Raw genomic sequence first — 11,081 nt, 5'->3', positions numbered from 1 at the left:
CATGTTCTGTCGGCTCAAAGATTTCCGAAGAATCGCCACCCGATACGACAAACGCGCAGATACTTTCCTATCTGCCGTCTTCATCGCCGCAATCATCACATGGTGGCTCAATTGAGTCCTGACCCTAATGCGCTCCCCTTTGCGGTGGGCTTTAGTCGGGGCCACCCCTAAAATTCTCGAAATGTCTTCGGGGACCAGGCCGTCATCGAAAACGCCCAGGCTCACCTTCGTTTTGTCAACGAGTCCGCCGGCCGTGATGAAACGGGGTGGCTGGTCCGAACCCTCGTCGTCCGGTGCGCGGGCATCGGAGGTATCGATAATCTTGTCAATCATGGCTGGTCAACCATAGCGGGAGATCCCTCTGCGGTATACTGAAACCGCAGCAGTCTTGCCCCTTGGGAGGGCGACTATGCTTCGCGGCGATGTGGAGGCCAAGGGGCGCAATTCCGGCCTCGGACACGCTGGATAGTGAAGGGCGCTCAGATTGACTTCAGTCAATGTCGTGGCCCGGCGGCCTGGGTATTTTTGCGCCATGACAAGCCTTCCGCTCCGCTTGGCCGAGGCCCGGGCACCGCGCTACACCAGCTATCCCACGGCGCCTCATTTCCATGAGGGCGTCGACGGTTCCCTCTATCGGGATTGGCTGGCGGCGCTGCCCGAAGAGGCGCCGCTCTCGCTCTATCTCCATGTGCCCTTCTGCCATCAGCTCTGCTGGTACTGCGGCTGCCACACGGCGGTGGCCAACAATTATCAGCGTATCGCCGCCTATGTCGGGCTGCTGCAGCGGGAAATCGACCTGCTGGGCGATGCCCTGGGCCGCGGGCGGCCGGTTTCCGGCCTGCATTGGGGTGGCGGTACGCCCTCCATCCTCTCGGCGGCGGACTTCGGTTCCGTCATGGACAAGCTGGCGGAGACCTTCGACTTTCAGCCCGATGCCGAACTGGCCATCGAGATCGACCCGCGCCACCTGACGGCGGAGAAGGCCCAGGCCATGGCCGCCTCGGGGATCAACCGGGCCAGCCTGGGCGTGCAGGACTTCAACCCGCATGTGCAGGTCGCGATCAATCGGATACAGCCCTTTGAAACCACGGCAGAAGCGGCGCACAGGCTGCGCTTTGCGGGTATCGATGCCATCAACTTCGACCTGATGTACGGCCTGCCCCACCAGGGCCTGAACGATGTGAAGCAGACGGCATGCCTTGCAGCGGACCTGCGGCCGGACCGGATTTCGGTCTTCGGTTACGCCCATGTGCCCTGGATGAAGAAGCACCAGAAGATGATCGACCCGGCGACGCTGCCGGGGGCCGAGGCGCGTGTTGCCCAGGCGGAGCTGGCCGAATGCGTGCTGGCATTGAACGGCTATCGGGCCATTGGTCTCGACCACTTCGCGCTGCCGGGCGATCCGCTGTTCCGCGCCGCTGCCGAAGGCAGGCTGCACCGCAACTTCCAGGGCTACACCACCGATCAGGCCGCGGTACTGCTCGGCCTCGGCGTCTCCTCAATCGGCAGCCTGCCCCAGGGCTACGCGCAGAACGAGAAGGACATCGTCGCCTATGCCAGGGCCCTGCGCGCGGGGCGCCTGCCGGTGGTGCGCGGCATCGCCGTTACCGCCGAGGACAGCCTGCGCCGTGATATCATCGAGCGGCTGATGTGCGACTTCGCGGTCGATCTTGACGCGGCGGCGCGGAAACACGGCCTGACGGGCTTTGACTTTTCCGAAGACCTGGAGCGCCTTGCCCCCTTTGTCGATGACGGGCTGGTTCTGACCGGCGGTTCCCGCCTGCGGGTAACCGGCGAAGGCAAACAGGCGCTGCGCCTCATTGCCGCCTGCTTCGATGCCTATCTCGGCGCAGGCGCCCGCCACAGCCAGGCGGTGTAACTGGCCGATCCGCGAATCCGCTGACGCCGCGAGGCTGACAGCAGCGAACGGCGCCGTTTCGGCAGGTCGACTGGCCAAAACGCCTCTCATTTCTAATCAGAACGATGATGATTCGCCCAGGGATCGACCCTGGATTCCGATCACGCTATAGTGAGGGCAGGGGTGAAATCATTCCGTCGCGATGTGTGGTTTCTCATGCATTGCGCGACGGGGCCAGGCAGGGGACGCAGGGCTCATGCATCTCGATTGTGATTTCCAGTGTCCGACACGCTGATGCCGGTCTTTGGCGACCTTTCGCCTCTTGGCATGTTTTTCAGAACGATTGATCTTTGGAGATTTATTGATGAGTGATTCGATGACTGGCGGCGGGGTTTCGCCCGCCGTGGCGATTTCCGTCGGTGCGGTGATCAAACGCACCTTCAGCGTCTTCTTCGCCAACCTGCTGCCGTTCGGCATCCTGGCTCTGGTGCTGCACCTGCCGGGGCTGCTCTACAACTACATGACCCTGGACGAGACCTTGAGCGGCGCCGGACCATCCTTCTCGCCCGGGCAGATCGTGGTCATCGTTCTATCGCTCGTCCTTTCCTATCTGCTCATGGGTGCGGTCGTTTATGGCACCGTATCGCATATGCGCGGGCGGCAGGCAGGTCTGGGCGAGATCGTTTCGCGCGGCCTGACGGCGGTCTTGCCGATCATCGTGATAGCGATCGCCGCTTCTGTCATCATGGCGGTGGGCTTCGCGCTTTTCATTATCCCGGGCATTTTCCTGGGGGTCATCTTTGCGGTGGTCCTTCCGGCCTATGTCGTTGAGCGGCCCGGCATCGTCGGTTCCTTCAAGCGCAGCATGGAACTGACCAAGGGCAACCGCTGGCGGGTGCTCGGCATCCTGATCATCCTCTTTGTCATTCTTGCCGTTATCGGCATGGTCATCGGGGCGGTGACCGGTTTTGTCGCCGTCATGGGTACCGGGCTCGGCCTCGTCGCGATCGTCAACTACGTTATCTCGGCGCTTTCCAGCGCCGTCGTGGCGGTCGCCGTTGCCGTGCTCTACCACGACCTGCGCATCGCCAAGGAAGGCGTCAGCACCGAGCAGATCGCAGCGGTTTTCGACTGAAACTGCGCCAACTTTCCGGTGTTTTGAACCTGGATCGGGGTCGCCACGACTAGTCAGGGAGTGTTTTTTGACTAGTCTGGAAGGATCTCCCAATGATTGACTCGATCATCACCGGCAGCGGCTCGCCCGCCACTGCGATTTCCATCGGCGCCGTCGTAAAGCGGACCATCGGCGTGGTTGTCGCCAACCTCGTCCCATTCAGCATCCTGGCTTTGGTTCTCCATCTGCCGGGGCTGGTTCTCGGCTATATCACCCTCAGCAGCGCATTGAGCGGTGAGGCTTCATCCTTCTCACCCCTGGAGATCGTGTTCACGGTGGTCTCTCTCGTTCTTTCCTATCTGCTGATGGCCGCGGTCGTTTATGGCACGGTATCGCATCTGCGGGGACGTAAGGCCGGCCTGGGCGAGATCGTTTCGCGCGGCCTGGGGGCAGTATTGCCGATCGTCGTGATAGCCGTCGCCGCCTCGATTCTTCTGGGCATCGGCTTCGCCCTTCTGATTGTTCCCGGGGTGTTCCTGGCGGTGATCTTCTCGGTGACGGTTCCGGCTTATGTCGTGGAGCGGCCGGGGATCGTCGACAGTTTCAAGCGAAGCATGGAACTGACCCAGGGCAACCGCTGGCGGGTGCTTGGGGTTTTGGCCATCTTCATCGTGGCCCTTGCGGTTTTCGGCTTTGTCGTCGACCTGGTCGTGGGCATCGTGGCGGCGATCGGTCTGGGGTTCACCCTGATCCTGATCGTGAACTATATCGTCTCGGCGCTGTCCAGCGCGGTTCTGGCCGTTGCCGTTGCCGTGCTCTACCACGACCTGCGCGTTGCCAAGGAAGGCGTCAATACCGAGCAGATTGCCGCAGTGTTCGACTGACGGCACCCTTGTCTTTTGGTGATTTGGATTCCTGCCGGCGGTGATCCGATTGGGTGGGTAGCGTTTTCTTGATCTGTCTGGACGGAGTGACCTTCGATGAGTGATATCTTAAGTGGTGGCACGCCGGCATCCTCCGCCGCGATCAGCATTGGCGGGGTCCTAAACCGCACCTATGGGGTTCTGGTTGCCAATCTGGCGCCCTTTCTGACGATTTCCTACCTGCTGGCGGTTCCCCTCCTGGTGTTCAATCTGCTCGGCGGTGGCGGATTGGCTGTGGGTGCTTCGGGGATTGGGTTGTCGTATTTCATCGCCATGCTGCTCAGCCTGGCTACCACCTATATCACCATGGGGGCGTTGGTCTACGGCACGATTGCGCATATGCGCGGTCAGCCCGCGGGCTTCAGCACCTGCCTGACCAGCGGCCTCTCTGTCATCGTACCGGTCATTCTCGTCGCTATCGTGGTCACGCTGCTCATCTTGCTCGGCTCGATGTTGTTGATTGTTCCCGGGATTTTCGCCACGGTCTTGACGGCTGTGGCGGTGCCGGCAGCCGTGGTCGATCGGACGGGTGTCTGGGGCAGCGTCAAGCGCAGTGCGGAGCTGACCAAGGGCAACCGCTTGCGTGTTCTGGGGCTGCTGGTCATTTTCTACGGCGTTGTAATGGGAATCGGCTGGGCCGTGACCCTTGTCGGACTTCCCTTGATGCGCCCCGACGGGACGATCCTCGCCGCTTTGGCCCAGTTCGTCTGGAGCGGAATGGTGACCGCTTTCTTCGCCGTGTTCGGTGCGGTGCTGTACCATGATCTTAGGGTCGCCAAGGAAGGCATCAACACAGCGCAGATCGCGGCGGTTTTCGATTAAGCAGTGTTTGACTAAGGCTTGGTCGGGCCGTCGGCAGCACCCGGCGGCCCTTTCAGGTCATGCTTGTTCTCGCGGCGCTCGCCGAACAGCAGGCGGGATTCCAGATGGGCGCGTTGGGCGGCGTAAAAGGCTTCCAGGAAACGGCGGGGATCGACGCGGTCTTCGCCGGTCCAGCCGATCTTGCTCTGGACCCGCTTGGTGACCTCAAGAAGCGTTTCCTGGGTCTGCGGCCCCTTTTGGCGCAGGACGTCTTCCAGGGTCTGCAGTTCGTAGATACCGTAGACTTCCAGTTGACTGCGGCTGAAGGGAAATTCCGGATCCGTGGTCTGTGTGCTCTCTTGCCGGGTCTTTGCCCCGGCGGCAACGTCCGACAGCAAGAAGGTCTTGGGTGCGGAGACAACCCAGGTGCCGGCCACGATATCGCCGGCGCGCAGGCGGTCTTTGTTGAAAAAGGGCAGTAAAGCGAAGACCGACAACCAGCCGAGTGTCAGCAGGTTTATCCAGCCGCTGCTGCCGTCCTCGGGGCCGGCGAGCAGGAGGGTCATCGGCAGGAACAACTCCACTTCGCGCAGGATGTTGCGGGAAAAGATCGCGTCCGGCCGCAGATAGCCGCCTGCGCGGTCGATGACGCGCAGGCCGAGCGCGCGTTTCCCGGGGGTCGCCCCCTGCCAGCGCAGTTCGAAGTAGATGAAGTAGAAGGTGCGGATGAGGAAGAAAACCAGCAGCGTCACGCCGATTATGAATTCCGAGAAGCCGATCTGCCAGCTCAGGACGACGACGCCCAGCACGACAAGACCCAGCGCCAGGAGCATGATGACCAGATCGATCAGAACGGCGGCCGCACGCTCACCGCGTTCGGCCAGTTGAAACGTCAGGGGCACACCCTCCGGCGTCACGATGCGGCGCTCGCTGCGTGGCCGGGCGGCTGCCGGTTTGGGCTGCGGGGGTGCCGCGGTGGGGTTAGTCGTCGCCATAGCCTCTGCCCCGTCCGGAGAAGGTGAAGTAGGCGAGCCAGAAGGCCAGCATGAGGCCGCCGATGGCGTAGCGGGTCGCGACGTCGGTTACCAACTGGCGCACGAAGCCTTCCAGCAGCCCGGCGACGAGCAGCATGACCACCCCCCCAACAGCCAGCGTGCCGGCGGCGCGGCCGCGCCGCGCCAGGCTGTCCAGCCGGCTGTTCTGATCCGGGAAGATGATGGCGCGGGCCAGCACCAGACCGGCCCCGCCGCAGAGGATGATGGCCAGAATCTCGGTGGTTCCGTGGACCGAGAGCCAGGCGCCCAGTTCTCCAAGCAGGCCTCTGTCGTCATAGAGGGCCAGGAAGGCGCCGAGAACGAGGCCGTTGTAGAACATCAGCAGGATCGTCGGAACGCCCAGGGCAAAGCCCAGGGCAAAGGCCATCAGGGCGACCTTGGAGTTGTGGGTGAACAGGAAGGTGGCAAAAACGTAGAGCCGCTCGGCCGTATCGGCGCCGTCATAGAGTGCATTGCGCAGGCTCTCGGTGGCGCTGGCAGGCGTGCGGCCGCCCGCGAGATCGGCGGGAACGAAGCTGTAAAACCAATCGGGGGCGTTCTGAACCAGAAAGAAACCGATTGCCGAACCCAGCGCCATCCAGAACCCGGCAATGACGATCGGCCAGAAGGCGCCGCGCACCGCAGCGGGGAAGCTTTCGGCAAAGAACTGGCCCACGCTCTCGAAGAAGTTCGACCGCGATCCGTAAACCTGGAAGTAGGCACGGGCACAGAGGCTCTCCAGGTAGCCGACGACGTTCTGGTCGAGCGATATGCTGCGCGCCACCGAGAGGGACGACAGGGCGGCGCGGTAGAGGCTCGGCAGGCGCAGCAGTTGCTCTGCCGGCAGCGACTTCAGACCTTTCTTCTCGGCCGTGCCGACCAGACCCTCGAGCTCCCGCCAGCTGGCTTCCCGCTCACGCCGGAATTCGAAACTCTTCAGGGGCGCGGGCATCAGATCAGCTCCATGCGCTTGATTTCCAGGTAGCGATTGATGATCTCCGGCCCGACCTGTTCAGCCTTCACGTCCAGGCAGTGCACGCCCATGCGCCGCAGGCGTTCCATGACGATGCGCCGCTCGCGCAGAAATTCGTCGGCGATGACGGATTGCGACATGGCGTTCACATTGAAGGGCTCTCCATCGACGGTTTCCTCCAGGCCCGGGTCCTGCAGGCAGACGAAGAGCACGAGGTGGCGCGCGGCCAGCCGCTCCACGTTTTCCAGCATCAGCTCGGCAGTGATGATGTCGACGAATTCGGTCTGAAGGATAACCAGGGAGCGACGGTTGAGCCGGCCCGCCAAGGCTGAAAGGCCGAGGGTGAAGTTGGTTTCGTCTTCGCTGTAGCTCAGCTCCGAGGCCGCCTTCTGCAGGCGCCAGAAAGTGCCGACGCCGCCGCTCGGCTGGCTGAAGAGGCGAACGCGGGAATCGAAGCCGAAAACGCCGATGCGGTCCCCGGCGCGCAGCGAGACATAACCGAGCTGCAGGCTGGCATTCACCGCGTGGTCCAGCTTGGTGATGCCCTGCAGCGGCTCGCTCATCAGGTGGCCGGTGTCGAAGGCCAGGACAATCTGATGGTTGCGTTCGGTCCTGAATTCCTTGCAGACCAGATTGCGGTGCCGGGCCGAGTGCTTCCAGTCGATGGAGCGATGATCGAGGCCGGGCACATAGTCGCGAAGAGCCTCGAACTCGGAACCCTCGCCCTGCTGGCGCTGCGCCTTGATCCCATAGAAGGCGTTGGGGTCGGAAAACTGTATGGCTGTCTGGCGGACTGCGCGAATGTTGGGTGTAACCGAGACCTCCACGTCGAGTGGCACGATGTGCACGACCCGGACCAACCCCAGTGGGCCCTGCCAGCGCAGCCAGAGGCGTTCGATTTTTGCCGTACCGCGCCGGCGCGCCTGCAGAGGAAAGGTCAGCAGTGCCTCTCCCCGGGCATTCAGGGGGGCGAGCAGGGGTGGCGGGCGTGCGATCAGCTCGCTCAGGTCGCAGACAGCCTCGATCGCTGTCTGACGCTGAGAGCGCGCCTGCAGCCTGACCATCAGAGCGTCTGTATGCCCAATGAAGAGCACCTTGGGGATATGGACGTCGACGCTGAGCCTGCCCGGCGTCAGCATCAAAATGGCGTCCGTCAGCAGGGCAAAACAGGAAATGAAAAGTAAGGCGACCACGAAGGGCCAGGATTCCTCATCCGCCAGCAGCATACCGAATGCCAGCGGAATGCCGGCGGCAAAAAGGGTTACTGCGCGGAAGGTGGGGCGGATCATCGCGGTGCGGGCACCTGGTCGAGGATCTGGCGGATCAGCACGTCGGGCTGCAAACCCTCGATCTCCGCGCCCGGCGCCAGCACGATGCGGTGGCGCAAGGCCGGCAGCGCGATGAACTTCACGTCGTCGGGGATTACATAGTCGCGTCCGTTCATGGCCGCATAGGCGCGTGCGGCGGTGGCGATCATGTTGGCGGAACGGGGCGAGGCACCGAATTCCAGGGATTCGTGCTCGCGGGTCGCCCGCACCACATCGACGATGTAGTCGATGATGTCGTCGGAGAGACGCAAGCGGGAGATAACTTCCCGCATTGCCCCCAGGGTAGCCGGGTCGGCGACCTCCTCCAATCCGAAGCTGGAAACCTCGGGCATTATGCTGCGATGGCCATGACGGGCGACGATGGCACGTTCTTCGTCGCGTGCCGGATAATCCAGAATGTGTTTGAAGAGAAACCGATCGAGCTGTGCTTCCGGCAGAGGATAGGTTCCCTGCTGCTCGATCGGATTCTGGGTGGCGATCACCATGAAATTCTCGCCCAGGGAATGGGTCGCGCCGTCGATGGTCACCGCGCGCTCGTGCATCGCCTGCAGCAGGGCGGCCTGGGTCTTCGGCGGCGTGCGGTTGATTTCGTCGGCCAGCAGGATCTGACTGAAGATCGGTCCCTTGGTCAGGACGAAGCCGCTGGTCTGAAAGTTGAAGATGTTGGTGCCCAGCACGTCGCCCGGCATCAGGTCCGGGGTGAACTGAATACGGCCGAATTTGAGGGAAACCGACGCGGAGAAGGTTTGCGCAAGCAAGGTCTTGGCGGTTCCGGGAACGCCCTCCAGAAGCACGTGCCCCTCGGACAGAAGGGCGGCGATCATCAGGTCAAGCGCGGCGTCCTGTCCGACCACGGTCTTGCGAACCTGCTCGCGTATCCGAGCGCAAACCGTTTGGATCGGCTCTATGTCCATGAATCATCTCCTGTTTCCATCGGTAGAGGCGCCGCGCGGCGCGCAAGAAGTGTGGCAGGGGGGCGTTCAGTTGCTGCGACGCCGCCGCTGCGCGGCTGTTGACCTCGCTGTAGCGCAGCTTGGTGCCGCGCGCTTCGCCGACCCGGTCGAGCCAGCGGCGCAGGTCATGTTCGTCCAGGTCGCGGGGTATGCTCATATGGCGGCCCAGATCCCGCAGGCAGGCATCATGGTAGCGGCGCAGGATGTCCGGCAGGTTGCCGGCGTATTCGAAGAGGTTGGCCGTGTTCTCGATCAGCCCGCGCTTACCCGCTTCAAGCCGTGGCGGCGCGGGCGAAGGGGCGCCGAAGCGCCCTGCGGCAGCCCAGATCAGAATACCCACCGCCGCCAACATCTGCAGGACGGCCAGATTCAGGGGGAAGGTCAGCAGGGCGCGCCAGAGATCCGGCGAGGTGGTGAAGCCGTGTACGGCCTCGTCGAAGATGACGGTTCCGCCGGGCGGCAGCAGCGCCTGGACCATGGCAACGGCAAAGGCGGCGTTGTCCCCGTCGTCGATACCGATGTTGGAGATCACATCGGGATCGGAGAGCACCCAGTAGGTTGTTCCGTCGCGGCGCACCTCGCCCAGCAGTACGCCGTCATCGCTCTCCACGATCGGGGTGATTTCGGGGGATTGGATGAGCTGGGCCTCGGTGAGGCTCGGCATGATGTTCCAGTCGGTCCCGCGCCATTGCTGGGGCTTCTCGCTGCGCTGCAGCTTGGATTCGTCCATCACCAGCGACAGAACCCGCTCGGGTGTCGAGGGATCGAGCAGTCTCATTTCGGCGAGCCAGCGGCGGTTCGGGAAGTCCGGCCGGCCTTCCCACTTCGGCAGCACGAGCAGCACGATCCAGGTGTCCTGCATGGTCTCCAACGCCTCCATGGCGTCGCCATCGACATGGGGCTGGGCGACGATCAGCAGGTTGTCTTCGACGGCCTTTTCCGCCGAGGCATTGCGGCTGATGAGGATGGGCGTTTCCAACGCGCGCAGGATCTCGGCCCAGGCCTTGTAGCCGATGGCCGACTGCGAGTAGGCGTTGGCGCCAAAAGTACGCTCGCTCTGCGGGTCGGAGAACACCGCGAGCAGGGTGGCTGTTGCAAAGCACAGCGTACCCACCACGATCAGGATCGCCACCGCGCGAAATGAAAACGCGCCCCCGCCCGCTCCTGACGGCTCGGCTGCAGGGGGCGGGGGTGCTTGGCTCATACCACCGCTTCCTGGCCGCTGAAGCGCAGAAAATCCTGCCGGCATTGATCGTAGTCCGGCCCTGCCGCGTCGCGGCCGCCGAAGTGTTTGATCTCGGAAACAGAGACCATCCGGGTCAGAGGCTCGACGGCGGCCTCCGGAATGGGCGCGAGCCGCAGGACCTCCCGACTGGTCAGCGCCGGCGGCACCCGCGCGCCCAGTTCTCGTTTCAGGCGATCCATGGCAACCAGAAGAAGCAGGTGAATGGCCTCGGCGAAGCGTCCTTCGGCGGCCAATACGTCGGCCTGCTCCAGCGTGCGGGCGTCGATGGCTTTCTGCGGCGGACTGACGGGGATTTCGACCATTTCGGGTGTCTGTCGACCGCTGTGCCGTTTGAGTTTCAAGCCGGTGCGATTCTGCAGCGCGTTGTAGAGAAACATCAGGGCCATCACGACAACGATGGCCGCAATCGCCCAGAGAAACGCTTCTATGAGCCAGGGCGGCAGCCGTAGCGGTTCGTGTCTTTCGATCTCCGGCGGAACGGGCCGCTCGGTCTGGTAGCGGCCGGACTCCAGGATCCCGTCCCGGGCTTCCTGAATCTCCCCCTGGCTGCTGATACCCTGGGCCAGGCCGGCTCCAGGCGCAAGCAGGGCGCTGCCGACCATAGTCATGAGCGCCAAGGCACGGAAGAACGAGACGCTGCGCCGCAGGGCGGAAATCCCGGGCACAAAGATACGCGGCCTCTCCCGCTGCCCGGAGGGGCTATGTCTGTTCAACTCGAAGTTCATCCCCTGTCGGGTATAACCTGACCGGCGGAGGCAATCTATCGCGAAGTTTCGCTACCGGGGCGCCGGTCTGTTCTGGCGCCGGCCGCCTGCTTCCAGTAAGGGGAACAGGGTTCAACGTGAAATGCT

10 protein-coding genes and 2 pseudogenes are annotated in these 11,081 nt (G+C 63.1%); 5 read left to right on the top strand and 7 right to left on the bottom strand.

Annotated elements, in window-relative coordinates:
- Positions 1–115: pseudogene (locus tag HBA54_RS24820) on the top strand (IS5/IS1182 family transposase); the annotation flags it as partial.
- Between the two features lie 11 nt (positions 116–126).
- On the opposite strand, the pseudogene HBA54_RS30050 reads toward HBA54_RS24820, so the two are convergent.
- A pseudogene (locus HBA54_RS30050) lies at positions 127–333 on the bottom strand (DUF4279 domain-containing protein); the annotation flags it as partial.
- Between the two features lie 199 nt (positions 334–532).
- Here HBA54_RS30050 and hemN point away from each other — a divergent pair.
- From hemN to HBA54_RS24800, 4 genes are all read left to right on the top strand, one after another.
- On the top strand, positions 533–1,879 hold the full coding sequence (gene hemN / locus HBA54_RS24815; protein ID WP_167230045.1) for an oxygen-independent coproporphyrinogen III oxidase: 1,347 nt from the start codon (positions 533–535) through the stop codon (positions 1,877–1,879).
- A 343-nt stretch (positions 1,880–2,222) separates the two neighbouring features.
- Positions 2,223–2,993, top strand: coding sequence for a DUF7847 domain-containing protein (locus HBA54_RS24810; protein ID WP_167230042.1), 771 nt, complete (start codon positions 2,223–2,225; stop codon positions 2,991–2,993).
- A 92-nt stretch (positions 2,994–3,085) separates the two neighbouring features.
- Positions 3,086–3,856, top strand: coding sequence for a DUF7847 domain-containing protein (locus HBA54_RS24805; protein WP_167230039.1), 771 nt, complete (start codon positions 3,086–3,088; stop codon positions 3,854–3,856).
- Positions 3,857–3,952: 96 nt separating this feature from the next.
- Positions 3,953–4,717, top strand: coding sequence for a DUF7847 domain-containing protein (locus HBA54_RS24800; RefSeq protein ID WP_167230036.1), 765 nt, complete (start codon positions 3,953–3,955; stop codon positions 4,715–4,717).
- A gap of 11 nt (positions 4,718–4,728) precedes the next feature.
- On the opposite strand, the gene HBA54_RS24795 is transcribed toward HBA54_RS24800, so the two are convergent.
- The 6 genes from HBA54_RS24795 to HBA54_RS24770 are packed head-to-tail and all read right to left on the bottom strand — an operon-like array spanning position 4,729 to position 10,943.
- Complete coding sequence (locus tag HBA54_RS24795) at positions 4,729–5,691, bottom strand: RDD family protein (RefSeq protein ID WP_167230033.1); 963 nt, start codon at positions 5,689–5,691, stop codon at positions 4,729–4,731.
- Positions 5,678–6,682, bottom strand: a complete 1,005-nt coding sequence (locus HBA54_RS24790; RefSeq protein ID WP_167230029.1) for a stage II sporulation protein M — start codon at positions 6,680–6,682, stop codon at positions 5,678–5,680. Before HBA54_RS24790 ends, HBA54_RS24795 begins: the two co-directional genes overlap by 14 nt.
- Positions 6,682–7,992 carry a DUF58 domain-containing protein gene (locus HBA54_RS24785; RefSeq protein ID WP_167230026.1) on the bottom strand — a complete coding sequence of 437 codons (1,311 nt, stop codon included), beginning with the start codon at positions 7,990–7,992 and terminating at the stop codon, positions 6,682–6,684. The genes HBA54_RS24790 and HBA54_RS24785 overlap by 1 nt, the downstream gene beginning before the upstream one ends.
- Positions 7,989–8,945: an AAA family ATPase gene (locus HBA54_RS24780; protein WP_167230023.1), complete on the bottom strand. Its 957-nt coding sequence runs from the start codon at positions 8,943–8,945 to the stop codon at positions 7,989–7,991. The genes HBA54_RS24785 and HBA54_RS24780 overlap by 4 nt, the downstream gene beginning before the upstream one ends.
- Positions 8,860–10,188, bottom strand: coding sequence for a DUF4350 domain-containing protein (locus HBA54_RS24775; protein ID WP_167230020.1), 1,329 nt, complete (start codon positions 10,186–10,188; stop codon positions 8,860–8,862). Before HBA54_RS24775 ends, HBA54_RS24780 begins: the two co-directional genes overlap by 86 nt.
- Complete coding sequence (locus HBA54_RS24770) at positions 10,185–10,943, bottom strand: hypothetical protein (protein ID WP_167230017.1); 759 nt, start codon at positions 10,941–10,943, stop codon at positions 10,185–10,187. The genes HBA54_RS24775 and HBA54_RS24770 overlap by 4 nt, the downstream gene beginning before the upstream one ends.
- Positions 10,944–11,081 lie beyond the last annotated feature (138 nt).

It is taken from the genome of Pelagibius litoralis, from assembly GCF_011683915.1.
Lineage (GTDB): Bacteria > Pseudomonadota > Alphaproteobacteria > Kiloniellales > Kiloniellaceae > Pelagibius > Pelagibius litoralis.
Note: the sequence above shows the minus strand (reverse complement) of the source record. Positions and strands in the feature narration are given on the sequence as shown.

Coding starts and splice junctions, on each gene's coding strand:
- hemN (WP_167230045.1), top strand. CDS start 533: ATGACAAGCCTTCCGCTCCGCTTGGCCGAGGCCCGGGCACCGCGCTAC.
- HBA54_RS24810 (WP_167230042.1), top strand. CDS start 2,223: ATGAGTGATTCGATGACTGGCGGCGGGGTTTCGCCCGCCGTGGCGATT.
- HBA54_RS24805 (WP_167230039.1), top strand. CDS start 3,086: ATGATTGACTCGATCATCACCGGCAGCGGCTCGCCCGCCACTGCGATT.
- HBA54_RS24800 (WP_167230036.1), top strand. CDS start 3,953: ATGAGTGATATCTTAAGTGGTGGCACGCCGGCATCCTCCGCCGCGATC.
- HBA54_RS24795 (WP_167230033.1), bottom strand. CDS start 5,691: ATGGCGACGACTAACCCCACCGCGGCACCCCCGCAGCCCAAACCGGCA.
- HBA54_RS24790 (WP_167230029.1), bottom strand. CDS start 6,682: ATGCCCGCGCCCCTGAAGAGTTTCGAATTCCGGCGTGAGCGGGAAGCC.
- HBA54_RS24785 (WP_167230026.1), bottom strand. CDS start 7,992: ATGATCCGCCCCACCTTCCGCGCAGTAACCCTTTTTGCCGCCGGCATT.
- HBA54_RS24780 (WP_167230023.1), bottom strand. CDS start 8,945: ATGGACATAGAGCCGATCCAAACGGTTTGCGCTCGGATACGCGAGCAG.
- HBA54_RS24775 (WP_167230020.1), bottom strand. CDS start 10,188: ATGAGCCAAGCACCCCCGCCCCCTGCAGCCGAGCCGTCAGGAGCGGGC.